Annotated in this window: 28 protein-coding genes; 3 read left to right on the top strand and 25 right to left on the bottom strand. The window is 52.2% G+C overall.

What is annotated here, in order from left to right; genetic code table 11:
• Window position 1: 1 nt before the first annotated feature.
• From ACZ500_RS23960 to ACZ500_RS23935, 6 genes are all read right to left on the bottom strand, one after another.
• Window positions 2-463 carry an iron-sulfur cluster assembly scaffold protein gene (locus ACZ500_RS23960; protein ID WP_464229945.1) on the bottom strand — a complete coding sequence of 154 codons (462 nt, stop codon included), beginning with the start codon at window positions 461-463 and terminating at the stop codon, window positions 2-4.
• 96 nt (window positions 464-559) lie between these two features.
• Window positions 560-721, bottom strand: coding sequence for a hypothetical protein (locus ACZ500_RS23955; RefSeq protein WP_464229944.1), 162 nt, complete (start codon window positions 719-721; stop codon window positions 560-562).
• A gap of 425 nt (window positions 722-1,146) precedes the next feature.
• The gene (locus tag ACZ500_RS23950; RefSeq protein ID WP_464229943.1) at window positions 1,147-2,400 is read right to left on the bottom strand and encodes an iron-sulfur cluster carrier protein MrpORP; all 1,254 of its coding nucleotides are present in this window, start codon (window positions 2,398-2,400) and stop codon (window positions 1,147-1,149) included.
• Between the two features lie 338 nt (window positions 2,401-2,738).
• A complete protein-coding gene (locus ACZ500_RS23945; RefSeq protein WP_464229942.1) occupies window positions 2,739-3,155 on the bottom strand; it encodes a NifB/NifX family molybdenum-iron cluster-binding protein in 417 nt (138 codons plus the stop codon).
• Window positions 3,156-3,189: 34 nt separating this feature from the next.
• Window positions 3,190-3,804, bottom strand: coding sequence for a NifB/NifX family molybdenum-iron cluster-binding protein (locus ACZ500_RS23940; protein ID WP_464229941.1), 615 nt, complete (start codon window positions 3,802-3,804; stop codon window positions 3,190-3,192).
• A 297-nt stretch (window positions 3,805-4,101) separates the two neighbouring features.
• Window positions 4,102-4,296: a hypothetical protein gene (locus ACZ500_RS23935; protein ID WP_464229940.1), complete on the bottom strand. Its 195-nt coding sequence runs from the start codon at window positions 4,294-4,296 to the stop codon at window positions 4,102-4,104.
• Window positions 4,297-4,302: 6 nt separating this feature from the next.
• Between ACZ500_RS23935 and ACZ500_RS23930 the strand changes: the two genes are divergently transcribed.
• A complete protein-coding gene (locus tag ACZ500_RS23930) occupies window positions 4,303-4,467 on the top strand; it encodes a hypothetical protein (protein WP_464229939.1) in 165 nt (54 codons plus the stop codon).
• Window positions 4,468-4,669: 202 nt separating this feature from the next.
• Here the strand turns inward: ACZ500_RS23930 and ACZ500_RS23925 are convergent, their stop codons facing one another.
• The 9 genes from ACZ500_RS23925 to ACZ500_RS23885 all read right to left on the bottom strand — a co-directional run bounded on the left by ACZ500_RS23925 (window position 4,670) and on the right by ACZ500_RS23885 (window position 10,929).
• Window positions 4,670-5,290, bottom strand: a complete 621-nt coding sequence (locus ACZ500_RS23925; RefSeq protein ID WP_464229938.1) for a TetR/AcrR family transcriptional regulator — start codon at window positions 5,288-5,290, stop codon at window positions 4,670-4,672.
• A gap of 481 nt (window positions 5,291-5,771) precedes the next feature.
• Window positions 5,772-6,467 carry an enoyl-CoA hydratase/isomerase family protein gene (locus tag ACZ500_RS23920; RefSeq protein WP_464229937.1) on the bottom strand — a complete coding sequence of 232 codons (696 nt, stop codon included), beginning with the start codon at window positions 6,465-6,467 and terminating at the stop codon, window positions 5,772-5,774.
• Between the two features lie 142 nt (window positions 6,468-6,609).
• Complete coding sequence (locus ACZ500_RS23915) at window positions 6,610-6,774, bottom strand: hypothetical protein (RefSeq protein WP_464229936.1); 165 nt, start codon at window positions 6,772-6,774, stop codon at window positions 6,610-6,612.
• Window positions 6,775-6,813: 39 nt separating this feature from the next.
• A complete protein-coding gene (locus ACZ500_RS23910; protein ID WP_464229935.1) occupies window positions 6,814-7,305 on the bottom strand; it encodes a response regulator in 492 nt (163 codons plus the stop codon).
• A gap of 128 nt (window positions 7,306-7,433) precedes the next feature.
• Window positions 7,434-8,726, bottom strand: coding sequence for a TRAP transporter large permease (locus ACZ500_RS23905; protein WP_464229934.1), 1,293 nt, complete (start codon window positions 8,724-8,726; stop codon window positions 7,434-7,436).
• Between the two features lie 79 nt (window positions 8,727-8,805).
• On the bottom strand, window positions 8,806-9,264 hold the full coding sequence (locus tag ACZ500_RS23900) for a TRAP transporter small permease (protein ID WP_464233113.1): 459 nt from the start codon (window positions 9,262-9,264) through the stop codon (window positions 8,806-8,808).
• Between the two features lie 28 nt (window positions 9,265-9,292).
• The gene (locus ACZ500_RS23895; protein ID WP_464229933.1) at window positions 9,293-9,499 is read right to left on the bottom strand and encodes a hypothetical protein; all 207 of its coding nucleotides are present in this window, start codon (window positions 9,497-9,499) and stop codon (window positions 9,293-9,295) included.
• Between the two features lie 24 nt (window positions 9,500-9,523).
• Entirely contained in the window at window positions 9,524-10,531 is a 1,008-nt protein-coding gene (locus tag ACZ500_RS23890; protein WP_464229932.1) for a TRAP transporter substrate-binding protein, read from the bottom strand.
• Between the two features lie 83 nt (window positions 10,532-10,614).
• A complete protein-coding gene (locus ACZ500_RS23885) occupies window positions 10,615-10,929 on the bottom strand; it encodes an AMP-binding enzyme (protein WP_464229931.1) in 315 nt (104 codons plus the stop codon).
• 208 nt (window positions 10,930-11,137) lie between these two features.
• On the opposite strand from ACZ500_RS23885, the gene ACZ500_RS23880 reads away from it, so the two are divergent.
• Together ACZ500_RS23880 and ACZ500_RS23875 are read left to right on the top strand one after the other, a co-directional pair.
• On the top strand, window positions 11,138-12,040 hold the full coding sequence (locus tag ACZ500_RS23880) for a DUF4338 domain-containing protein (RefSeq protein ID WP_464229930.1): 903 nt from the start codon (window positions 11,138-11,140) through the stop codon (window positions 12,038-12,040).
• Between the two features lie 6 nt (window positions 12,041-12,046).
• The gene (locus tag ACZ500_RS23875) at window positions 12,047-13,612 is read left to right on the top strand and encodes an ISKra4 family transposase (protein ID WP_464229929.1); all 1,566 of its coding nucleotides are present in this window, start codon (window positions 12,047-12,049) and stop codon (window positions 13,610-13,612) included.
• Window positions 13,613-13,662: 50 nt separating this feature from the next.
• Here the strand turns inward: ACZ500_RS23875 and ACZ500_RS23870 are convergent, their stop codons facing one another.
• The 10 genes from ACZ500_RS23870 to ACZ500_RS23825 form a co-directional block, all read right to left on the bottom strand.
• Window positions 13,663-14,964: a class I adenylate-forming enzyme family protein gene (locus tag ACZ500_RS23870; RefSeq protein WP_464229928.1), complete on the bottom strand. Its 1,302-nt coding sequence runs from the start codon at window positions 14,962-14,964 to the stop codon at window positions 13,663-13,665.
• A gap of 62 nt (window positions 14,965-15,026) precedes the next feature.
• Window positions 15,027-15,392 carry a hypothetical protein gene (locus tag ACZ500_RS23865; protein WP_464229927.1) on the bottom strand — a complete coding sequence of 122 codons (366 nt, stop codon included), beginning with the start codon at window positions 15,390-15,392 and terminating at the stop codon, window positions 15,027-15,029.
• A 17-nt stretch (window positions 15,393-15,409) separates the two neighbouring features.
• On the bottom strand, window positions 15,410-16,585 hold the full coding sequence (locus ACZ500_RS23860; protein WP_464229926.1) for a thiolase family protein: 1,176 nt from the start codon (window positions 16,583-16,585) through the stop codon (window positions 15,410-15,412).
• 11 nt (window positions 16,586-16,596) lie between these two features.
• Window positions 16,597-17,382 carry an enoyl-CoA hydratase/isomerase family protein gene (locus tag ACZ500_RS23855; protein ID WP_464229925.1) on the bottom strand — a complete coding sequence of 262 codons (786 nt, stop codon included), beginning with the start codon at window positions 17,380-17,382 and terminating at the stop codon, window positions 16,597-16,599.
• Between the two features lie 38 nt (window positions 17,383-17,420).
• A complete protein-coding gene (locus tag ACZ500_RS23850) occupies window positions 17,421-17,549 on the bottom strand; it encodes a hypothetical protein (RefSeq protein WP_464229924.1) in 129 nt (42 codons plus the stop codon).
• A 17-nt stretch (window positions 17,550-17,566) separates the two neighbouring features.
• Window positions 17,567-18,454 (bottom strand): 3-hydroxyacyl-CoA dehydrogenase family protein, encoded by an 888-nt coding sequence (locus tag ACZ500_RS23845; RefSeq protein ID WP_464229923.1) that lies wholly within the window; start codon window positions 18,452-18,454, stop codon window positions 17,567-17,569.
• A gap of 10 nt (window positions 18,455-18,464) precedes the next feature.
• Window positions 18,465-19,613, bottom strand: a complete 1,149-nt coding sequence (locus ACZ500_RS23840) for an acyl-CoA dehydrogenase family protein (RefSeq protein WP_464229922.1) — start codon at window positions 19,611-19,613, stop codon at window positions 18,465-18,467.
• Window positions 19,614-20,109: 496 nt separating this feature from the next.
• A complete protein-coding gene (locus ACZ500_RS23835) occupies window positions 20,110-21,501 on the bottom strand; it encodes a sigma-54 interaction domain-containing protein (protein WP_464229921.1) in 1,392 nt (463 codons plus the stop codon).
• A gap of 36 nt (window positions 21,502-21,537) precedes the next feature.
• Window positions 21,538-22,563 carry a J domain-containing protein gene (locus ACZ500_RS23830; protein WP_464229920.1) on the bottom strand — a complete coding sequence of 342 codons (1,026 nt, stop codon included), beginning with the start codon at window positions 22,561-22,563 and terminating at the stop codon, window positions 21,538-21,540.
• 43 nt (window positions 22,564-22,606) lie between these two features.
• Window positions 22,607-23,296 carry an MBL fold metallo-hydrolase gene (locus ACZ500_RS23825; protein ID WP_464229919.1) on the bottom strand — a complete coding sequence of 230 codons (690 nt, stop codon included), beginning with the start codon at window positions 23,294-23,296 and terminating at the stop codon, window positions 22,607-22,609.
• Between the last annotated feature and the right edge of the window lie 131 nt (window positions 23,297-23,427).

The following is a 23,427-nucleotide window of genomic DNA, read 5'->3' as shown; positions in this document are numbered from 1 at the left end:
TTCAACCTCGTTCCGAGGGTACGTCTGTCTTCCTCGTCTGCTTCAGCATATAGTCGCTCAAGGCTTCCTGGAGGGTTTCGCCGGCGAGCACGGCGCAGTGCTGCTCCTCTTCGGGCAGCCCCCCCAATCTTTCGAGAATCGCTTCACCGGTCAGATCGAGAAGTTCGTCCGGGCTCTTGCCCAGCGACATCTCAGCCGCAAACGATCCGCAAATGGCACTCGATCCACAGCCATCCGTATCGAAAAGGGCCGCACCCACCCTGTCTCCTTCAAATTTCAGGAAGATCTCCATCGTGTCGCCGCAGGATCCTCGCACTCGCGCGTATCCATCGGCGTCATCCATCCGACCATGATATTTTGGGTTGAGCCACCGTTGGAAAGCAGCTTCACCATAGGCCGCTTTGGTCTCCTCGTAGATCTTTTCCTGAAGTTCCTGAACGAAATCCTCCAAGTCACCTTTCATGGATCAAACCATCCTCCTCTATCGATAATTAGCATCCAGCCGGGAATGCTTTTCTCAGCACGACCCCGTTTCCAATCCGGGAATGAGGATTTTTCTTCACAAGCTTCGCTTGCTTAGTCCCACTTCGGCACGGGTCCCGTTTTGGCCAATGTCAATGAAATCAAATGTTTGCGTGGAGGCGACCTGGCGGCCGCACATGCAAACTTGCAGATCGACGCCGAGATTGGCCAAAAAGACCCTTTCCGGATGGAAACTCATTAGGATCCTCCCGCCGGACACCAGACTCCCGGAGATATTTACGGCTGCTGGATCCCCCTGATTCCAGGAGAAAAATCCATTGAAACGCCGCGCACCGGAAATCACCCGCAGGGTCGACCCTGGGAGGCATTATGTCTCAATCACGCTGGAAGCACAAGCCGTCTCCCGGCGCGAAGGGCATCGCTATACACGTGTCATGGGGGCGCCACACTTCGGACATTTCATCTCGAAACACGGCGTCCCCCGCTCATGCGGCAACCGCTCCCCACACTGGGGGCACGCACACTCACCACCCGGCCCAAGACCGCGCCCGCCTCCGGCACCCCGGCCCTTACCCGATAGCTCTTGACCCCGGCCTCCGCCCTGGCCTGAACCCTGTCCTTGCGGCGTCATGTCGTACCTCCTTTCCATACCGGACTCACTGCTCAATGATCACAGACGTTAGTGCCCGTCACCAGAGCATCCGCCAGATACTGATTGACAAGAGATTCTGCGGTCCCCATCGGGGCGCCTACGATCACCTCGATATTCTTTTCCCTCAATGCCTGCTGAGCCATCTCACCCAGTCCGCCCGCTATCACGACACTGACCCCCTGTTCATGAAGCCACTGCGGAATGACGCCCGGTTGATGGGGCGGCGGATTGCGCAGGTCCGTACCTACAATCTTGCCGCCTTCGGTCTGAACAAAGGCAAATTGCTCCGAATGACCGAAATGCGCAGATAATTTCCCATCTATGACCGGAACAACCACCATTTTCCGGCTCTCTGCAGCAGGTGCTGCGCGATCGCCGCCTTTGCCGGTTTGCTGCGCCGGGGAAGGCCGCCCGGCTGCGGGCATGATCTCCACGATCTGATCGACCATCTTGTTGAAGGCCTGGGCATAGGGCAGGTCCGGCTGATCGAGGATCGCCATATTCCCCGAATCGCCGTTCTGCACCACCTGGAGTTCGATCGGCAAGCTCGCCAGAAAACGCAGGCCCTCGCGCTTTGCGGTCAGCATGCCGCCGTGTTCCATAAACAGCGGGATCATCTCACCACAGTGCGGGCACTTCAACCCGCTCATGTTCTCCACCAGCCCGAGGATGTCCATCTTGACCTGCCGGCAAAAATGAATCGATTTACGCACATCCGCCAGGCTGACTTCCTGAGGCGTCGTCACAATCAACGCCTTTGCATCCGGGATCGTCTGAGCAACCGTAAGCGGTTCATCACCGGTCCCCGGAGGGGAGTCGATCACCATGTAATCGAGATCCATCCACTCCAGATCGGAAATAAATTGCCGAATGACGCCGATCTTCAGCGGTCCACGCCAGATGGTCGCGACATCCTTGTCGTCCCCGAGAAGACTCTCGATGGAGATCACCTCCATGTTCGGCAGGTACTGGACCGGTTTCGCTTTCCCCGAGCGGCTGCCCTCGCCGATCGTCCCCTGCAATCCAAGCATCCTCGGGATGCTGGGACCATGCAAATCCACATCCATGAGCCCTACCTTGAACCCGCGTCTCGCAAGGGCAACCGCAAGATAAGCGGCGACGCTGCTCTTGCCGACGCCCCCCTTCCCACTCATGACAAGGATTTTGTTCTTGATGTGTCCCAGCCGCTCCTTGATCTCCAGGTCCTGAATCTCGTGGGCCTGCTGTTGGATCGAACCGGCACCTTGTTTCTGTTGAGCGCTCATATTTCAAAACCTCCCTCTTGCGTTATTTATATCCACCCAGAAAAGATCTTTCACCGAGCCGATGCACCCATTTGCGCCGGTCTTGCGGTCAACCGAATGCAGAGCCCCACACGCGGTAAACCTACCGACAGCAGCGGGGCCGTCAGGCCTCGGAATCCAAATAGATGAATTCTAGTATGAAAAATGTGTGCAGACAAGGTTTTCGCGACCCAAGCCCTGTATGCCCGACAGATCGACTCGCTTCAGCGGGTCTGCGCCCTTCAGCAGGATTACGCTCGGGTCCTTCCCGGCCTAAACCGGATCGGCGGCAAACCTCCTGAGGCCCGGCAAACTGCCCCTTAACCGTCTTTAGAGTAATCCGCTCGGGATCGCTTCCGGCATCCACCTTTTATCCCGCTCGGACACCCCGGATGATGCTCGTGTCGGCAACCCGGCATGAGAAACCGGGGCTGAAAAAGGTTTCCGTCCAGATACGCCTTCAATACCTCCTCCACAGGGCCGGAAATCCACGCTATAACGGAGATTCCGCTCCCTGCGAGCGAGCGCGCGATCGCTTTGGTGACCGCCCCGCAGATCAGCGTTTCAACACCCAGTCCGCGCAGCAGGACACAACGGCTGTTGGTCGTATTTGTTTCGAGAAGGGCCTCGAATCGCCCTGTTTCGTGCTGATTTTTCACTTCGACCACCAGCACACGCGAGGCCGTATCGAAAACCGGAGAAACCTTCCCCTCCCAAACCGGAATAGCAACCTTCATCGGAATCATCACCCCAGACAACCGGTCGGCCGCATCAACTCTTTCCCATCTCCTTCATCCGAGCTTCGAGGGCCTCCAACTGCCTCCGCAGGGCCTTGACGCTCTCGTCCAGTCCCCGCAGTTCCTCCGCATTCGACCCGCCGCCGGGGGATGTGCTTTGACCCATCGTTGCGTCCCCTGACCACCCTGAGCCGCCGCCTGCGGTTCGACACCCCATGCCGCCGCCGCGGCCACCCCCTCCGCCCTGCCTTCCGCTCATGGAACCTTGCGCAGATGCCGCGTTCCCTCCAAGACCATAATGATCTTTGACGTTCGCGTTCGTAGTGCTTTCCAACTCTCCGCGCCGAAACCGCTCAAGGGTCTCGCGAACCGTCCCTCCCTGTCCAATAATCACGCGAACGCCCGCTGCGGAAAGTGTCCGCATGGCATTCGGCCCGCAGTTCCCGGTGATCACGACGTTGGCACCTTTGGAAGCCACGAACTGCGCGGCGTTGATGCCCGCGCCTCCCCCCAGCGCAACGTTTCCGTTGTCGAACACCTCGTATTCCATGGTCTCCGGGTCGACAACGATAAACCGTGCACACCGCCCGAACCTGGGATCGATGGGCCCATCCAGATCATTGCCGCTGACGCTGACAGCTACTTTCATACCTTGTTTATCTCCTTTCATTTCTACAATTCTTTCGTTCAAATAACCGGGCAAGACTGCTCCCGGCAGGCTCCGGCTCAAATCAACGGACCGGCCATGAATCGTGACGTAGCCCCTCGACCCGCCAACCCATTCACCCGCGGAATCGATGGTCGCCCGTTACGCGGATATTCCTCTCGACAAGAGTCTGTATTGGATAGGCTAGATGCATTGTTCGTGCCCAAAAACACGAAGCAACAATCGGAAGTTGTAATTCGCAGAATAAACAGTATGTTAAGAGATGCGGAGCGCCGGTCTTCAAACGGCCTGGCCTATTAACCTGCCTGCATTTTTGCAGGACAACATCGCATGACATTGCAGTAATGCAAACTTAGAAAGTCTCGATCCGGAAATAGCCTTTTTGCCAATCTCGAAGCCAATCTGCACGTTTGCTTGTGCGCCGACCACCAGGTTGCCTCGGCACAAACGTATGATTTCATAGTTAGTTTCCATCCGGAAATGGTCTTTTTGGCCAATCTCGGCGTCAATCTGCACGTTTGCTTGTGCGGCGACCCACAGGTCGCCTCCGCGCAAACGCTTGATTTCCTTGATATTGGCCAAAAATCCTCATTTCCAGATCGGAAACTGGGTTCTATAAGAAAATCATTTCCGGATGGACACTAGTTATTCGCAAAAAATCCATATTTCTGAAGTGGAAACTGGGCCATGATGGATCATATTCTTTGGATGGACACTGGAAATGTCCATTCCAGAAGCCATGAAGCCCTCATCGTCAATCAAGGGATGCCCCATTTTGAGCATCAAATCCTCTGCCACATACCCACTGGCGCATATTCGATCAAAGCGACCCACACCAGGATAAGCGTTACGATGCAGCCACCGCATTTCTCTCTTCCTGTGCCATCAACCCCTTGATGAAGATAAAACGGAAGGTTTTAACATACTTTTCACCGTCGATGTTATCCCGGTTCAAGGCCCACTGATGCAGCACGCCGTCATGAATCGCCATGAAGGTCAACGCAGCAAGTTCAGGGTCCAACCCGGCATTGATCAACCCTTGTCGAATACCGTCCCTGATCAATTCACTGATGAACTTCTGATATTCTCTATACACAGCCTTCAATGCAGGCTCAAAATCAACATCGGCATTCAATTCAGTAGTAAGAAAAGTCAGGAAAAGACAAAGATCAGGGTTTTCAAGTGCAAATCTGGAACTAAAAGTGATCGCGCAATTCAATTTCTCAATAGCATTTCCAATATGTGAATTGACAGTTTTAATCATTTTATCGATATATTCAATTTTAAATTCATGAATTATCTTTATAAGCAGTTCACCCTTATTTTGAAAATGTGCATACAGAGCACCCTTAGTAAGCCCAACCTTTTTAGTAATATCATTGATAGATGTCCCATGATACCCATTTTGTACAAATAATACTAAAGCTGCCTGCAATATACGCTTTTCAGTCAAACCACTGCGTTTCATTTATTCCATCCATATTGATACAAATAGCTACTAAATCTATCTCAACCAGAAGATCATATTTCAAATATTTAAACTACACTCAAACTGCAGCAACCTTAACCTGCGACATCGCGATTCGCATTACATTATGTGGAAACGCATTCACCTTCGTTTCCATTCGGAAGTAATTTCCCGGTACAACCCATTTTCCAATCCGGAAATGAGGACTTTTTCTTCACACGCTTCGCGTGCTCAGTCCCACCGCTTCGCGGCGGCTCCCGCTTTGCCAATATCAAGGAAATCACGCGTTTACGCGGAGGCGCCCTGTGGGTCGCCGCACAAGCAAACGTGCAGATTGACGCCGAGATTGGCAAAAAAGACCATTTCCGGATGGAAACTAATTCAATACTTGCATCCACACACGGTGATAGAATTTATCATGTGAGACAAAAATTTTTATTTTAAGCTTTAAAAAGTATAAGTCCGAAATTACCAAAAACAATCATAATTTCAGCATCATTCTTCGCACCAGATCATAGTGAGTGGAGTTCTTCTGAAATTCACGAAAAACAAGCTCTTCCTTTTCAATACAATCGCCTAAAGCGCTTTCCTGCCCCTCACGCATCAGCATCTTGATGGCAGCGCATGTCTCTTCAGATAATTTCGCTATCTTCTCCGCGAGCTGGACAACTGTAGGCAAAAGAGCATCATCCTCAACCACCTGATTGATAAGACGATTTGCAAACGCTTCAGCAGAGGATATTTTTCTCCCCGTGAGGAGCCATTCCATCGTCTTAGGATACCCGACCAGTCGAGGCAAACAAAATGTACTGCCGAATTCCGGCGTAAGCCCAATGTGGACGAAAGGGGCGCAGAAGTAGGCGCTATGAGCCGCGATACGGATATCGCATGCGAGCGTCAAAGTCATTCCAACGCCAACGGCAGCCCCATTCACCGCGGCCAGCAACGGCTTCGGAAAACGGTAAAAAAGCTCCGGAAACGATTTTTTATAAAAATCCGATGCTTTTCCTTCCCGAATGAACTTTTCATAATCGTCACGAAAACGCTGTAAATCGGCACCTGCACAAAATGCACGACCATTCCCTGTTAGCACAAGGACCTTGACGTCGCTGGAGGATTCAGAAAAACGCACAGACTCTGTCAACTCGTCAATCATTCGATCATCTATAGCATTCATAAAATCAGGTCGATTGAGTGTAATGAGCCCAACCCCACGGTCTATTTCATATACAATAGAATTTTTATTCACGAATCACTCTGACATAATATTCGAATGTTTGTTGTCCAAAGCAAAACGATCCAATATTAGACAAACCCTATTACTTTCCATCCGGAAATGATTTCCCGGTACAACCCAGTTTCCAATCCGGAAATGAGGATTTTTTGCCAAAATCAAGGAAATCAAGCGTTTGCGCAGAGGCGACCTTTATGCCGCCGCACAAGCAAACGTGCAGATTGACGCTGAGATTGGCAAAAAAGACCATTTCCGGATGGAAACGAATTAGAGTTTCATTCTCCTTCCGTTACACGCGATACTTTAACATTTCAAGAAACTTATCGCTTTTTTCCTTCCAATCGGCACCAAAACGTTTATCATAGTATGGTCCGAACCTTTCCATCCATCGCCACCACGAATGACGACCTTTCGCCCGACCCTCCAACACATCCTCTAAATACACTGCGATTTTCGATAGCTCTTCTTTAGGAACGTATAGATCAGCACCCTTCTTAAACGATTCTAAAGTATTCTCCAAACTCAGTGCGTGTGCGGTTAGCATAACTGCAATGATCTTTTGTTTTTTTGCAGTCTCGAGCAGCTTGTATCCGTCAACACCCATTATATCCAGCACAGCGATATCGAAATTCTCATTTTCAAGAAGAGCTTTGGCAGTTTCAAAATCGGTAGCCGTTTTAACATTACACATACTAAGAATATCCGTTAAAGTTTCAAGAACATCAGTCTCATCATCTACAAGAAGGATCTTTTTCCCTTCCAACAGATCTTTATTGTCCATAATCATTCCATCCGCAATTTTTCTGAACAAAAGATTTTTTTAAAATCGTTTACGCGCCGCGCACTACCCGAAAACCATTCATCAATGAAAACGACATAAATTCAGCAATATAAGCAAACAATATCAATTTACATAAACAGATTAGGCAACACCATAACAATAGAAGGAAATACATTCAATAATGCAAGGACTAACAAGCAGATCAAAATAGCTGGAACGACAGCAATGGCTATTTTTGAATAGGCCTCATCCATCACCAGTGCGGCGACAAATAGATTGGCCCCCAGAGGCGGTGTACAATAACCTATCCCCAGGTTGATGGTCAAAATCACTCCAAGAAATATCGGATCGATATTCAGCGCTTCCACAGTGGGCATCAGCAAGGGGGTGACGACTATTATTGCGGAAAGCGGATCAATAAAAGTCCCAAGAAACAGGAAAAATATATTGATGAGCAGTAAGAAAACATATTGCGAATGAATATTTTCTACTACAAAGGCGGACAGGTCCTGCGGAATTTGTTTCAAGGTCAAATAATCTGTAAATATACAAGCCCCGGCGAGAGTAATCAGCAGAGCCCCCGTAGTGATACCGGATATCTTCAATCCACCGACAAATGATTTAATATTTAATGTGCGATACATGAAACATTCGATGATCAATGCATAAACGCAACCAACGACAGCAGCTTCAGTCGGAGTAAAAACGCCCCCGTAAATCCCACCCAGGATGAGAAACGGGAGGGCAAGTGCCCAGAAGGCGTTTTTAAATGGCTTGAATAGACCGTCTGAACCGAAGATGGGATCATTCTTTCCTGGTTGTACCCCATATCCATGTCTACGGCACACGACCGCAGTGTAAATGGAAAGAGCGATCGCCAGAATAATGCCGGGCACAAATCCTCCCAGGAAGAGCTTGGCCATGGAGACATTCGCCACAACGGAATAGAGGATCATCAGGATGCTCGGCGGGATGATGACACCCAGGATGCTGGCCGTCGTCAGCAATCCCACGGCAAACGCCTTTTCGTATCTCGCCATGGTCATCGCCGGGACCATGATGGCCCCAATCGCTACGACCGTCGCAGTCGCCGACCCTGAAATGGCCCCGAAAATCGCGCAGGCGGTAATGCCGGCGATGCCTAACCCCCCTGGAATCCGGTACATCAATGCTTTAGTAAATTCAATCAAATATCGGGAGGATTTACCCTCCTTCATAATATTGCCCAACAAAATAAAAAACAAGATTGCCTCTAGAGGAAACGAATCCAACTTCGAAAACAAGCCCTCTGCAACCATAAGATAAGGCAAATTGGTAAAGAGCAACATCAAAATGATAGTCGTTGCAATAAATGCCAATCCAATCGGTACTGTCAGCAAAAAGCTGCCCAATAGGACAATGACTAAAGCTATTGTCTCCATATGATAACCTTCTGGCTAAGGTTTAATGAATGTGGCTTTTCATTCGGTGCAGCCGAAATGGTATCGCATTCGCTGGCAATCAGTTTTTAAAAAGAGACACTAATCTCGACAAGTATTTCACAAACATAAGAAATGTCGTTGCAGGGATAATGGCATAGATGAGGTACATCGGCATGGAGAAGGAAGCTGCAAACGAACTACTTTGATGCAATATTTTAGTAAAATCATATGAATAGTAGCAAAGCATTGCAGAAATTACCAAACAAACGAAAATAGCGAAAAATTCAGTAAATACATTAAACCAATTTTTATTTATAAATCGCTGTAGTGCGTCGATACGAATTTCGGTCTTTTTTTCTATAGACTGTGAAACTCCCAAATATATGATCCATATCATAACATATCGGCTGGCTTCTTCCGGCCACGTTGGCGAGTTATTCAATACATATCTATAAATTACAGTTATAAATAATATAACCAAATTGAACGCAAAAAGCAGTACGATCGCTGATTTTTCAATTTTGGATATCCATTTCATCAATCCAGACAACATATGACCTCCCCTCCTAATGGAACATGGGAAACCCCATGTTCCATCTTTTGGTAAGGTAGTTTCCATCCGGAAATGAATTCCCGGTAGAACCCAGTTTCCAATCCGGAAATGAGGATTTTTGGCCAATATCAAGGAAATCAAGCGTTTGCGCGGAGGCGACCTGTAGGTCACCGCACAAGCAAATGCGCAGATTGACGCCGAGATTGGCCAAAAAGACCATTTCCGGATGGAAACAAGGTAACAATTACTTTGTAAAACCCACTTCCTCATAGAAACGATTCAGAAAATCTTCGCCTATAACATCTCGATACTTATCATGAATAGGATTCGCAATCTCTTTAAAGGCATTTCTCTGATCTTCAGAGAGGGTGATAATTTCAACACCGGCATCTTCGTAAATCTTGAAAATTTTATCGTCGTATGCCTTGCTTTCAACTCTCGCCACAGCGGAAAATTTGGCAAAAGCATCTTTCAGCAATTTCTGATTGTCGGTCGACAAGGAATCGAACCAAGCCTTATTCACGAGGTATAGAAACCAGCCATGAATATGCTCGGTCTTTGTGAGATGCTTTGCAACTTCATACTGTTTACTGGCATGAGAACTATCCAGCGTCCCGTCTGTGGCTTCAATCACTCCTTGCTGAAGAGCCGTGTATATTTCTGGGAAAGCGATCGGGGTAGGCGAAGCACCTAGAATCTTGTATAGATCTACCAATACCGGGGTCGGAAACACGCGGATCTTTACTCCGGGGAAGTCCGCCGGCTTCACCAAAGGCTTCTTGACAGACAAAATATTAAAGAATCCGTAGCTCCCAATTCCCATCAGTTTCAGGCCTTTTTTCTCGAGAGAAAGACCAATTTCACTCATCATCTTGCTGTTGGCAAGTTTTTCCACATCTTCCCAACTCCGGATTACGAAAGGCATCATCAAGATGTTCGCTTTAGGCTCTATGGTGGAGATAGCCACTCCTGTGATGGCTCCGGCCTGGACCGCCCCGATCTGGAGCTTGTTGAGGCCGGCACTCTCAGCACCCAACTGCCCGGATGGATACAACTGAACTTCAATAGCCCCCTTGCCTTCCTCTTTCAGATACGCATTCATCTTTTCCATCGCTGTATTGACCGGGGAAAACGGCGGGGCTATGCTGTACAATCCCATTTGAATCTTATCAGCCGCTAGAGCATTATGAGTCCCAATTGAACAAATCACTACCATCGTCAATACTGCCAGCAAACAGATCGCTTTTTTCATTTTTTCAACTCCTTTTCCATATTGTATCATTGACAACTATACTTTTTAGACCTATCCATTTTGTGCATATTCATAAAGCTATGCTAATTACTGTCTTTTAAAATAGCCCTGAGGCTAACTTTTTCTAGTTTTCCAGTAACAGTTTTTGGCAGTTCTTTCATAAAGTGGACACGCTTGGGGACTTTGTAATTGGCGATGTTACTGCGGCAAAACAGTATAATTTCTTCTTCAGTAACCGATTGCCCAGTCTTCAAAGCAATACAGGCCACAGCAATTTCACCTTTTGCCAAATCTGGTATTCCTACGACTTGTACTTCTGCTATGGCAGGATGAGTATAGAGTAAATCTTCAATTTCTTTTGGGTGCGGCTCTTTTGGAACCACGCTAAAAAATAACAATCATAGCGAGTTAGGCACTGTGCAAGCCTAGGCATTGGTTGTTTGTGGATGAAATAGCATATCGGGGAGACGATATACCCTTTTTTCTAGATCTCCCAAGGGCAATAGCTCGGGACAACGATGAAAGCACTTTTTTGCGGAGATGATCATTTTTTGCTGGACTTTGCCCCATTTCTTTGTTATGGAAAAATGGTAAAGGAGGACTGGGATGATCACCGCAATAGACAATCAGCGATTCTGTGGTCGGGAGTTTACGCGCGAAGAGCTTTTTTTGATGCAAGAAGTGGTCGAGACCTGTGCAGGAATCAGCCGAACCGAACTCTCGCATACGGTGTGCGAGTTGCTGGAGTGGCGCCGAGCCAATGGCGGACTGAAAGCTTGCGAATGTTTGGACTTTTTGGAACGGCTGGAAGGCCAGGGGTTTTTGAAACTTCCGGAAGCTCGGCAGATTGGACCGAAGAAAGGCACGAGGCGGCACATTGCGCCCCAGACAGGCGAGCAACCATGGGCCGGACTGGCGGGGAGTGTGGAGTCGTTTTTGCCCTTGGATGTGGAGGTGGTGAAGAGCCAGAAACAGCGCAGTCTTTTCAAGGATCTTGTGAGCCGGCACCACTACCTGGGATATGCCATGCCGTTCGGGGCGAGGCTTCAATACCTGGTCTACGTGATGAAGCCAGGACGGCAAGTGGTCGGATGCGTACAGTTTTCCAGCCCGGCCTGGCGGATGAGGGTCAGGGATCGATGGATCGGCTGGGACGATGCGGCACGGGAGCGAAGTCTTCAACGGATTGTGAACAACAGCCGGCTGTTGGTGCTGCCAAGAATACGCAATCTGGCCAGTGCGTTGCTCTCCTGCGTGCTTCGGCGACTGCGAAAGGACTGGCGGGATCATTATGGGATCGATCCCTGGCTGGTGGAAACGCTGGTGGACCGGGAACGGTTTCACGGAGGGTGTTACCGGGCCGCCAACTTTATCGTTCTGGGGGAAACCAGTGGTCGAGGCCGGATGGACCGCGCCCATCAGCGTCATGGAGCGGAAGTGAAAACCGTGATGGTCTACCCACTTGTCAAGGATGCAGCGATAAGGCTCCGAGACGGCTTCGGAGGGTAAGGAACGATGAATGCATTGGCCGTATTGTCGTCCCGGGAGCGCTTTTATGAGCAGTCGAGGCAGGGGTTTGAAGAAATGGTTGGGCGCCTGGATTCCGAGGAGGTTCGCTCGATGACCCATAGTGAGATTGAACGGGAGCTCGAGAAGATGGGTCGGGAACTGATGCGCAAACTCTTGCAGGAGCATTTGGAATCCCGGGGTCCTGGAGAAAGTGCACAACCCGTTCAGGGCTCCGATGGCGTCAAGCGGCCGCGGGCGAGGCTTCAGAAGCGAGAGTTCGAGACGATTTTCGGCACGGTCTCGATAAAACGCGCGGGCTACGGCCAGGAGGGGAGCCGTAGTCTGCATCCGCTGGATGCCGAGCTCAATTTGCCCGACAAAAAGTATTCCCTTGAACTGAGCCGCCGTGTGGCAGAAAAAGCTGCAAGGAGCTCCTTTGACGAGACCTTCGAGAGCATCGGTAAAATCACTGGAGGTCATGTCCCGAAGCGTCAGATCGAGGAACTGGTCAGGCTTGCAGCCCAGGACTTCGATGCTTTTTACGAGACCCGTCAAGCACAATCGGCAGTGGTTGAAGAAAATGACTCGATTATGGTGATAAGCGTCGATGGCAAAGGGGTAGTGATGCGGACGGAGGATCTTCGAGAGCAAACCCGTAAGGCCGCCAAGGCGCGTAAGCACAAGATGGGCGCGAGGCTTTCCAAGGGGGAGAAGAAAAACGCCAAGCGCATGGCTACTGTGGCCGCCGTTTACACGATTGCGCCCTTTGTGCGTAAACCGGAGGACCTGGTTCCCGAAACCGACTCTGAACGTGTCGAGCTGCCTCGCCCCCGGCCTGAGAGAAAACGGGTTTGGGCGAGTCTGGAGAAGACCCCGGAAGAGGTGATCGAAAAAGCGTTCGAGGAGGCAGTTTGTCGGGATCCCGGGCATCGAAAGAAGTGGGTGGCACTGGTTGACGGCAATAAGACCCAGATTCGCCTCCTGCGCCGCATAGCCAAAGAGAGAGGTATCGATCTGACCATCATTCTCGATTTCGTTCATGTAACAGAGTATCTTTGGAGTGCGAGCAGGGCGTTTCACTCCGAGTCCGGTGAAAAGCTGGAAAATTGGGTTCGCGTGCGGCTTCTTGAAATCCTGCGGGGAAAGGCCGGGTATGTTGCTGGAGGCATACGCCGCAGCGCCACATTGCGAGACTTTACCCCGCCAGAACGCAAACCCGTCGATGTCTGCGCCAATTACCTGCTCACCTATGGACCCTATCTGAAATACAACGATTACCTTGCTCAAGGATTTCCCATTGCTACGGGAGTCATTGAAGGCGCTTGTCGCCATCTGGTCAAAGATCGCATGGAAGTGACTGGCGCCCGATGGAGCTTGAACGGGGCCGAGGCCGTGTTGCGTCTCCGTGCATTGCGCTCCAGCCACGATTTTGATGAGTACTGGGAATTTCATGAAGTACAGGAATATGAAAGAAACCATCGAAGCTTTTACGCCGGTGGCATCGTACCCTCCACAATCAAGCCAACACACGCTCCCGAACGTAGCCGTAGTCATCTGAAGATCATTAAATAAGGGAAATATTTCCGTTCAAATGTTTGATAACATACGATGAAAAATGCTGCTCAAAGTCGTTCTAAAAGAGCCGCACCCATTTCTTTTGGATAAATATTAAAGCCACCCGTAATGATCATATCGTTTTTACGGTCTTTGATGTAACAATAACCATCTTCATCAACATATCCCATATCACCGCTGTGAAACCAACCATTCTTCATAACGGCTGCAGTCGCCTGCGGATTGTTCCAATAACCCTTCATAATATTAGGGCCCCTGATAGCTAATTCCCCGACCTCGTAAGGTTTTACCCGGGTCCCGTTTTCATCAAAGATCGCCGTTTCAATCTCCGGCACAATCGGCACGCCGCATGAGTTTGCCTTCTGGATCCCTCTCCCGCTGAGCGGGTTCATGAGAACGACCGGTGCCGCTTCCGTTGTGCCGTATCCTTCGCTCAACGGGGTAAATTTTTGATTCCAGGCCTTCAAAATGGGCTCCGGGGTTACCGCCGCGCCCGTTACGCAGTAGCGTAAGTGGATCCTTGCCGCATATTCGTCCACCTTTGGGTGACTCATAATAGCGTAGTACATGGTCGCCACCCCGTGAAACGCGGTCGCTTTGCGTTTCGCGAGCGCCTGCAGGCAGCCCTCCGGATCGAATCGGCCCAACCACACTAAAGTCCCCCCAACGAACCAAAGCTCCGCCATGACGTGGGTCAAAGCGTAGGAATGGAAAAGAGGCAGGGCGCACACTGTGGTATCCTTGTACGTCGTTTCCGCCCAATCAGCGCAATGCCGCCCATTCGTCCAAAGATTGTTGTGGGTCAGCATCACCCCTTTGGGTTTGCCGGTCGTTCCCGAGGTGTACAGGATTGCGGCAAGATCGTCCTTCCCCACTGGAACCGAATCGAAATCCACCCCCTGGTCCTGAATCCACTTATCATAAGATAGCGCTCCTCCCTCCGTTCCCGCTCCAATCACCATGATCTTCGGAGCGTTGTCACCGGCTTTTTCAATAATTTTCATGGGCTCGGCTACAAGATCAGCGGTCGTCACTATCAGCTGCGGTGTGCAATCATGGACGATATAGTCCAGTTCCCGCTGCTTCAACATGACATTCAGTGGATTGACTACCGCTCCGGCTTTCACTATGCCGAAAAACCAGAAGAAGAATTCCGGTATATTGGGGAGAAAGAGCGTGACACGCTCGCCTTTTTTCACTCCGAGTTCAACAAGACCTGAAGCGATGCGGCTCGCATTTTCGTTGATTTGTTGAAAGGTCCATTGCTGGTCATCGAATATCAAACCGATTTTGTCTGGATGGGCAGTGGTCGTATGTTCAAGGTAGGTTGCCAGGTTGATTCCTCTCATAAATTCCTCCTTCTGACGAGGCTGGAGGTCAGCTCCATGGGCTTCAAGTTGAGGGTTGATCTTCATTCACCGGTTAAAAATCTGCTTCTGAACCTGACAACATCACCTCCTTTCCCTTCCTGCCTCAAGAAATCGGCTAAGACCAATTCCAAAGAGCGTGTAATACGCATGCAACTCATCCACCAGCCGAAAGTTCCCTTTTCAGTATAGTCCAGTGTCCATCCGGAAATAATTTCCCGGTACAACCCCGTTTCCAATCCGAAAATGAGGATTTTTTCCTCACACGCTTCGCGTGCTGAGTCCCACCGCTTCGCGGTGGGCCACGGTTTGCCAATATCAAGAAAATCAAGCGATTGAGCGAAACCGACCTCTAGGTCGCCGCACAGGCAAACGTGCAGATTGACGCCGAGATTGGCAAAAAAGATCATTTCCGGATGGAAATGAGCTACACCGTTTCCATCAAGGTTGCAAATCCCTGCCCTCCCCCGGCGCAGAGCGCGCCCAAACCCAATTTAACGTTCCGCCGCCGCATCTCATGCAGAAGTGTCACCATGATCCGGCAGCCCGTGCAGCCCACGGGGTGCCCAAGGGCAATACCGCTGCCGTTGACATTGGTGATCTCCCGGTTGAGCCCCAATGCACGCTCACATGACAAATACTGGGCCGCAAACGCCTCGTTGACTTCCATCAATTCGATATCGGAGAGCTTGAGGCCGTTTCTCTCCAGCAATCTTCTTGTGGCCGGCACGGGGCCGTCACCCATATAATCCGGGTCGACCCCGACGACGGTTGTATCCAGGATACGCGCCAAAGGCTCGATTCCGGTTTCTTCGAGCTTGGCACGGCTCATCAGGACCATGGCGGCGGCGCCATCGTTTATTCCGGAGGAATTCCCCGCCGTGACACATCCTCCAGGCTTGAAGGCGGCCGGCAATTTGGCCAACTGCTCGAGTGTCACCTCCCTCGGGTGCTCATCCGTATCGACGACCTTTACATCCCCTTTTCGCTGCCGGATCTCCAGTGGGGTGATTTCCTCCCTGAATCTTCCGGACTTGATCGCCGCCAATGCGCGCGACTGGCTCGTATGGGCCAATTGGTCCTGATCCTCTCTGGAAATCTTATCTCTAGCCGCGACATTCTCGGCCGTGACACCCATGCCCGCTCCCAGGGGATATTCCTGCATCGCCTTCCAGACCAGATCATACAGCTCCGTATGCCGAAGCCGTTGACCCCAACGGTTACTGTTGGAGATATAGGGCGCATTCGACATACTCTCGACCCCGCCAGCCACCATAATATCGCCCTCACCGTCTCGGATGGCGCGCAGGGCACATGCCACCGCCTGCATCCCGGATCCACAGGTCGATGAAACCGCAATCCCTGCAGTATGCAAAGGCAAGCCGGATTTCACCGCAGCAATGCGCGCGATGTTGTTCGCCAACGGATCAAAACAGTTCCCAAAGTAGACTTTATCGACCATCGTTTTTTCGAGACCGGCTCTTTGAATCACCGATTGGATCACCGTTACCGCAAGATCGGTGGCCGAAAACGATTTCAATGATCCGCCAAACGAACCGATCGGTGTTCGTGTTGCCCCAACGACATAAACCTCTTCTTTCACTTTATCCTCCCTCAACACCCTCTGAATACAGGTTTCCTCTTTTCAAAAAATGCCTCGATGCCTTCCTGCCCGTCCTCGCTGAGGACAGCCATGGCGGCGAGGCCCGCCTCCAGTTTCAAACCCTCCCTGAGTGGCAGGGTCTGCCCCGCAAGCACCGCTTCCAAAGCGAAACGAACCGCCAGAGGCGGCTTCCCGACCATCTTCAGCGCGAACCCCCGGACAGCCTCCATGAGTTGATCACCGAGAACAACCTGGCTCACGATCCCAAGGGACAAGGCCCTGGAGGCATCGATCACAGAACCGCTGAGGATCAACTCCAGCGCCACCGCAGACCCCAGCAGCCGAGTTGCCCGCTGCGTCCCCCCCCAACCGGGTATGAAACCCAGATTGATTTCAGGAAAACAAAACCGGGCGTCTTCCGAAGCGATGCGAAAGGTGCAGGCCAATGCCAGTTCGAACGCCCCGCCGAATGCGATCCCGTTGACCGCCGCAATCGAGGGTTTGCCAATCTCGTCGAGCATGCCGAACACCTCCTGCCCGAACTTGGACCAGTCCACCCCGAGCGCCCGTTTCTTTTCCTCGAGAAAGGTATGGACATCCGCTCCGCTGCTGAAGGCCTTGGGCCCCTGCCCCGTAATAACGACGACTGAGCAGTCTGTGCTGTCCTTTGCAAGACGTAGATATTCCTCAAGCCTTTGAAGGGCGGACTTATTGAAGCTGTTCATGTGCGAAGGGCGATTTATGGTAATCGTCCAAACACCTTGATTCTTATCGAGCAGCATTTCCGGTTCATTCATACGAACCTCCTTCGAAACGATAACATTGTGCAATGAAGTCATGATCCATCCGGAAATGAGGATTTTTTGCCAATATTAAAAAAATCAAGCGTTTGCGCGGAGGCGACTTCTAGGTCGCTGCACAAGGAAACGTGCAGATTGACGCCGAGATTGGCAAAAAAGACCATTTCCGGATAAACACGGATTAGAAATCCAGTTTGACCGGCACGGGATTCTTCGGATCAGACCAGTCATAAAATCCCTTCCCGGTTTTTTGCCCATGGTATCCCAGGATCACCATTTTTCTGAGAAGAGGCGGCGGCGCGTAGCGAAGGTCCTTGTATTCTTCGAACATCGTATCGGCCGCCTTGCATATCAGATTGAGCCCGATCATATCCGCGAGCATCAGCGGCCCGACAGGATGGCCAAGGCCCAGCTTGATACCCGCGTCGATGTCCGTAACACCGGCAACCGAGTTCGCCACCGCCCGAATGGCATCCAGCAGAAAGGGGGTCAGCAGCAGATTGACGATAAACCCCGCGTTATCTTTGGCCACAATGGGAAACTTATTGAGGCTTTTCGCGAACGTCCGAAGCTCCTGCAGCGCTTCCGGTGCGAGAGAAATGGTCTTGATGATTTCGACAAGAGGCATGACGGGGGCCGGATAAAAAAAATGGAGCCCGGCAAAGCGCTCCTTCCTTTTCGTCTCAGCCGCCATTCTTGTAACGGATAAAGACGACGTATTGGTGGCAAACAGGGTGTCCGTCTTGCAGCACACATCCAGCGCCTTGAAAAGCGCATTCTTGGTCTCGAGGTCTTCAAAAACGGCCTCGATGATGAGATCGCAATCCGAAAGGCCCTGCAAATCCACTGTTCCTTCAAGGCTTTTGATAAAGCCGGCCTTCTGCTCCGCCGTCAGGCGGTCCTTTTTGACCAGTTTTTCAAAGGAAGCATCGACAGCGGCCACCCCCTTGGCCAAGGCTTCCTGATCCATTTCCCTTACGATGACCTCATATCCACCTTGAAGCACTACCTGAACAATGCCTGCCCCCATTGCACCGCATCCAAGGATCCCGACTTTTCTAACCGCCATTTCCGCCTCCTTAGAATCTGCCCAGGAGCTGCCGGGCTATCGTGTTTTTCTCCATCTCCTTGGTCGCTTCGTAAATCTCGACAATCTTGGCGTCCCGGTAAAAACGTTCGATATCGTATTCATTGATGTAGCCGTAGCCGCCGTGCAGCTGAAGGGCGTCGTCGGTCACGCGGACGCCTGTTTCGCCGGATAGCCATTTAGCCATCGCGATGAGCTTCGGATCCGTTTTGCCATTGTCCAACAGCCAGGCAGCCTGATACGTCAATACACGGGCCGCCTCCACCATGGTCGCCATTTCGGCCAATTTGAACTGGACGGCCTGAAATTTTCCGATGGCGCTGCCGAAGGCCTGGCGCTTCTTGACATGCGCAATGCTCTGATCCAGGGCACCCTGCCCCACACCGACCCCTTGAGAGGCCGCGACGACACGATTCATATTGAAGAGTTCCATGATCTGTTCAAAGCCCTTCCCCTCTTTGCCACCGATGAGATTGCCGATCGGGACCCGGACATCACTGAAAGCGAGTTCGGCCGTATCGGAAGCGCGGATACCGAGCTTTCCTTTGATCTTCGATGCCTCGAATCCTGCACGATCGGTCTCCATCATGATAATGGAGTAGCGGTCATAGCGGTTTTTGGCTTCCGGATTCGTGATGCAGAATACCGCCAGATAATTGGCGATGGTGCCGTTCGTGATGAAGATCTTCGATCCGTTGATCAGGTAATCCTCACCGTCCTTGACGGCTGTCGTCCTCACACCGAAGATATCGCTGCCCGCATCCGGCTCCGTGACCGCCGTCCCCATGATGGCTTCCCCCGCTGGAATTGGAGGAAGATATTTCTCCTTCTGCTCCTTCGTACCGTGGTTTTGCAAGGTCTCCGCGCCAAAAGAGGACAAAAGCACACAGCCGCAACCGGGATCGACCCGCCAGAATTCCTCCGTAATCAGGCAGCACTCCAGCAACCCGAGATCCGCCCCCCCATTTTCCTCCTTGATGTAAACACCCACAAAGCCCAGTTCACAGGCCTTCCGCCAAAGATCCTTCGGAAACTCTTCACGGCGGTCGTATTCCTTGGCCACTTCGCGGATTTCGCCCTCTGCAAACTCACGGGCCGCCTTCTTGATATCCTTCTGTTCCTTGCTCAGTTCGAAGTTCATACCTGCTCCTTTCGACGCCGAATCATGATGGGTAGCAGAACAGCTGCTTCCTGAGATATTGAAGATAGAGTCACAAGACCAACCACACGAAGATAAACAGGGCCCTCCTCGCTGCGGTCGCTAAAAAATACTAAACGGTTAGTATCCTTATATGGCTTTTCCGCAAATGTCAAGGGTTTTTTGACCGAACCTTTCCGGTGCCCATCCGATAAACAGATGCTCAACCCCTGGCAGGCTTTGATTCGGAGATAACGGTTCTATGGAAAAAACCAAGAGGATCGATCGGCTACGAAAAAGATTCCAGAATTGGACTGCAAGAAGGCGGGAGCAAACAACATGATCGGTTTCAATCAGTTATGCAGAATGCACCTCATCGGAAAAAGGAATGACCGCCTATTCGAAGCGGACCCTCCTTATTCGACCTTTAAAATCCATTTATTTCATTACTGGCAAGGCCTTGACCCGGGGGCCATCCACCCCTTGGGGATCTTCGAGCCTACTCGGCCGCATTGGAATGGTCTTGTCTCCCTCCTTGGCGGGGTGCATCTATCTTCAGCCTGTTCATCTTGCGCCACAGGGTGGAAGGATGCATACCCAGCTTCCGTGCGGTCTCTTTCCGGTTCCAGTTCTTTTCACGGAGGGCCGTCAGGATGAAACTCCGCTCCACGTCCTCGAGCGACATTTCCGGATCGAAGGTCTTCTGGGAAGGATTGTCCCGGGCCCGCCACTTGCGGGGGAAGAGATATTCAGGGAGGTGCTCCAGCCCTATGAACCCGGACTTGCAGACGACGGTGCCATATTCGATGATATTTTCCAATTCGCGGATGTTTCCCGGAAAATGGTGCGCCATCAGGATCGGCAATACCTCAGGCAAAAGCCCCTGGATCTCCTTGCCCGAAAGCCGGCTGAATTTCTTGATGAAGTACTCGACAAGCAAGGGAATGTCCTCTTTGCGGCTGCGCAGAGGCGGCAAACGCAGCTTCACCACGTTGATACGGTAATAGAGATCCTGCCGGAACCGGCCGTCCCGCACCAACTCCTCGAGTTCCTGATTCGTAGCCGCGACGATCCGTACGTCAGCCTTGTGCGAGGTAGTCCCCCCAAGAGGCTCGTAGGTCTTTTCCTGAAGAACGCGCAGGAGCCGCACCTGGAGGGCGGGTGAAACATCGCCGATCTCGTCCAGGAACAAGGTCCCTCCTTTCGCCAGCGCCAAACGGCCGGGCTTGTCCTTTTTGGCGTCCGTAAACGCACCGGCCTCATAGCCGAACAGCTCCGATTCGAGCAGGCTGTCCGGCAGGGCCGCGCAATTCAAGGCGACCATCGGCCCGTTTCGCCGTGGGCTCAGCGAATGGATGGCCTTGGCGAAGAGTTCCTTGCCCGTCCCGCTTTCGCCCACGAGGAGAACCGTGGCATCACTTTCCGAAACCTGCTCCAACACCCCGAAAAGACGCTGCATTTCCTTGTTTTTGCTGATGATGTCGAAAAAGGACTGCCGTCCCCTGAGCTCCTTGCGGAGTTCCTCGACCACGCTGAGATCTCTGAAGCTTTCCACGCCCCCGATGACCCGTCCATCCTCTTCCTCGAGCAACGCAGTCGATATGCTGACCGGGATCCGATCCCCGGCGGAGTTCACGATGAAGATGGCCTGATTCAGAACCCGCCGGCCGGTCTCCATGGTTCGACGCAAGGAACACTCGCTTTCACAGATACTGGCCCTGAAAACATCCCAACAGTGCCTCCCGAGGGCCTCCTCTTTGGAAATGCCGGTTATCTTTTCGGCGCTGCGGTTGAAGGAGGTGATCCGCCACTGGGCATCTACCGTAAAAACCCCGTCGGCGATGCTGTCGAGGATGATCTCCGTCTGTTGCTCATGGGTGCGGCTGCTCATCGTCTGGATCTCTTTCCCTTGCACGCTGGATGTGCGCTAATGCTTCAACCGGATGAGGCATTCGTAGGCCTCCTTGATCCGCACAAAGGCCTCGTGATCTCCGCCCGTGTCCGGATGGGCCTCCAAGGCCTTCCTGCGATAGGATTGCACGACTTCCCCTCTGCTCAGGGTCCGGAAAACCAGGGGTTCCAATCCAAGTTCCCGGCACGCCCCCACCTCCTCGGGACTCAGACCGTGGGCGCCTGAAGGAGAGGAGCGGTACAGGCGATGGCGACTGATGAAATCCTGGATATCTTCGTCCCACACGCTGTGAGGATCCCATCCCTGGTCGAAATAGAGCATGACATAGCGGTTCAGGTAAGGGTGCAGGATGCTGTGGTCATCCCGCCGCACCCCTCGGAAAAAGCGTTCATCCCGGTTCAGCCGGCAAAGGTCCTCGAGGAAAAAGTGATCCACCCGCTCGGGGTCCAGCATGCCGGGATGATTCCGGCTGACGAGATGGCTGAAATGGGTCTGGAGATGGAGGGCCGTAAACAGATAGGCCCGAATCTCCCGCTCCGGCAACTGCCGCTCCATGTCCTCGAGGATATGCTCGATCTCGTCCCGGCTTTTCTCGAGAAGAACATTCAGAAATTTCCAGCTCTTTTCTTCGAGGTTACCGATGTCCACACGGCCGCAGCGCAGGTAGTGCAGCCTGCGCTTGTCAAAGGAGTGCAGACCTTTTTGAAGGGCATCCATTTCCCGGGACGAATAGGTGCGCCGACGCTTCGGGCTATAGCCTCCGCGGTCGAAAAGATCCACCACCCGCCGGATCTCCGGATCCAGAAAAGGCAGAAACAGCCTCTCCAGCTCATCGGTCGAAAAGAGGACATCCGCCCGTTCGAGATCCCGTTCGAGATCTTCATCGATATAGAAGCTGTTGCCCCCCGGGTACTCGATGAACGCTCCCGGATCCTCTCCCAGGTGACAAAGTTCCCTGTACTGCCAAACCCCATCGACCTCGAAGGATTCCGCGATCGCATATTCGAAAGCACCCCGACGGTAGGTGCGTCTGAGATACAATAGAGGCTCCTTTCCTGTCCGTTCCTGCCTGCGTCCCCCTGCCTCACCCCTTCGGCGGAACACCCGGCGAAACGGTGCCGGCTTTGCAGCACGCCCCGGATATCTCCATCTCCCTGCCAACCCCGCCGGGAACGAGCTTCGAACCCAAAACCGCCCTCATCTCGTCTTGATAAAAGGTGCAGTGCGTGGCGCACACCCAATCGAGCACCCCCAGCCGGCCGAAATCCCGGCAGTCGTGAAGCCCCCCAAGGATCCCGCAGACGGGGCCTCGCCGAGAGGCCTCATCGAGGATCGAAGACACCCCGGGATGGGAACACCCGACCACCACATAGAACCGTCCCTCCTCCTCGACAACGAGACTTTGCTCAATCCCTGCGAGTTCCCCGGTCGAGTATAGATGCTCATCGATCCGCTCTGCATCACGGACCGGAATGAAATCCCGGGGGGCACTCGGATGGAGCGCCGAAACAGGTGCAAAGACAGGGCATCGCCGAATCTTCCTGAAGGCGCTGAGGCCTCCAGTGTGATCCCAGTGGCCGTGCGATATGAACACCCTATCCACCACGGCCGGGTCGACACCGCACAGACGCATGTTCTTCATCAGGATCCTCCCGTCGGCGCCGGTGTCGAACAGAATGCCCTTCCCGCCTGTCTCCACAAAACACGCAAACCCCCAGTCCGCTTCGACGTGAGGGAGCACCGCCGTGTTGTCATAAAGAATGACCACCCGCATGAATTTCCTCTCATCCTGCCCTGCCAACGCAAAGCGCCCTTTATCCCCAACTCCTATCCTGAAATGGCTTCTCTGCCGATCCCGGAGTCGATCTGGACGGTTGCACGTGCCGCGACCTGCAGCTCGTCTCC

This window comes from Desulfatiglans parachlorophenolica (genome assembly GCF_055394735.1).
This window is presented reverse-complemented; position numbering and strand designations above follow the sequence as displayed.

Coding starts and splice junctions, on each gene's coding strand:
- ACZ500_RS23875 (WP_464229929.1), top strand. CDS start 12,047: ATGAATGCATTGGCCGTATTGTCGTCCCGGGAGCGCTTTTATGAGCAG.
- ACZ500_RS23855 (WP_464229925.1), bottom strand. CDS start 17,382: ATGAATGAACCGGAAATGCTGCTCGATAAGAATCAAGGTGTTTGGACG.
- ACZ500_RS23850 (WP_464229924.1), bottom strand. CDS start 17,549: ATGGTCTTTTTTGCCAATCTCGGCGTCAATCTGCACGTTTCCTTGTGC.
- ACZ500_RS23845 (WP_464229923.1), bottom strand. CDS start 18,454: ATGGCGGTTAGAAAAGTCGGGATCCTTGGATGCGGTGCAATGGGGGCA.
- ACZ500_RS23950 (WP_464229943.1), bottom strand. CDS start 2,400: ATGAGCGCTCAACAGAAACAAGGTGCCGGTTCGATCCAACAGCAGGCC.
- ACZ500_RS23955 (WP_464229944.1), bottom strand. CDS start 721: ATGAGTTTCCATCCGGAAAGGGTCTTTTTGGCCAATCTCGGCGTCGAT.
- ACZ500_RS23840 (WP_464229922.1), bottom strand. CDS start 19,613: ATGAACTTCGAACTGAGCAAGGAACAGAAGGATATCAAGAAGGCGGCC.
- ACZ500_RS23935 (WP_464229940.1), bottom strand. CDS start 4,296: ATGGAAACTAACTATGAAATCATACGTTTGTGCCGAGGCAACCTGGTG.
- ACZ500_RS23915 (WP_464229936.1), bottom strand. CDS start 6,774: ATGGTCTTTTTTGCCAATCTCAGCGTCAATCTGCACGTTTGCTTGTGC.
- ACZ500_RS23865 (WP_464229927.1), bottom strand. CDS start 15,392: ATGATCTTTTTTGCCAATCTCGGCGTCAATCTGCACGTTTGCCTGTGC.
- ACZ500_RS23835 (WP_464229921.1), bottom strand. CDS start 21,501: ATGAGCAGCCGCACCCATGAGCAACAGACGGAGATCATCCTCGACAGC.
- ACZ500_RS23890 (WP_464229932.1), bottom strand. CDS start 10,531: ATGAAAAAAGCGATCTGTTTGCTGGCAGTATTGACGATGGTAGTGATT.
- ACZ500_RS23920 (WP_464229937.1), bottom strand. CDS start 6,467: ATGAATGCTATAGATGATCGAATGATTGACGAGTTGACAGAGTCTGTG.
- ACZ500_RS23895 (WP_464229933.1), bottom strand. CDS start 9,499: ATGGTCTTTTTGGCCAATCTCGGCGTCAATCTGCGCATTTGCTTGTGC.
- ACZ500_RS23900 (WP_464233113.1), bottom strand. CDS start 9,264: ATGAAATGGATATCCAAAATTGAAAAATCAGCGATCGTACTGCTTTTT.
- ACZ500_RS23870 (WP_464229928.1), bottom strand. CDS start 14,964: ATGAGAGGAATCAACCTGGCAACCTACCTTGAACATACGACCACTGCC.
- ACZ500_RS23930 (WP_464229939.1), top strand. CDS start 4,303: ATGGTCTTTTTGGCCAATCTCGGCGTCAATCTGCACGTTTGCTTGTGC.
- ACZ500_RS23960 (WP_464229945.1), bottom strand. CDS start 463: ATGAAAGGTGACTTGGAGGATTTCGTTCAGGAACTTCAGGAAAAGATC.
- ACZ500_RS23910 (WP_464229935.1), bottom strand. CDS start 7,305: ATGGACAATAAAGATCTGTTGGAAGGGAAAAAGATCCTTCTTGTAGAT.
- ACZ500_RS23925 (WP_464229938.1), bottom strand. CDS start 5,290: ATGAAACGCAGTGGTTTGACTGAAAAGCGTATATTGCAGGCAGCTTTA.
- ACZ500_RS23825 (WP_464229919.1), bottom strand. CDS start 23,296: ATGCGGGTGGTCATTCTTTATGACAACACGGCGGTGCTCCCTCACGTC.
- ACZ500_RS23940 (WP_464229941.1), bottom strand. CDS start 3,804: ATGAAAGTAGCTGTCAGCGTCAGCGGCAATGATCTGGATGGGCCCATC.
- ACZ500_RS23880 (WP_464229930.1), top strand. CDS start 11,138: ATGATCACCGCAATAGACAATCAGCGATTCTGTGGTCGGGAGTTTACG.
- ACZ500_RS23905 (WP_464229934.1), bottom strand. CDS start 8,726: ATGGAGACAATAGCTTTAGTCATTGTCCTATTGGGCAGCTTTTTGCTG.
- ACZ500_RS23945 (WP_464229942.1), bottom strand. CDS start 3,155: ATGAAGGTTGCTATTCCGGTTTGGGAGGGGAAGGTTTCTCCGGTTTTC.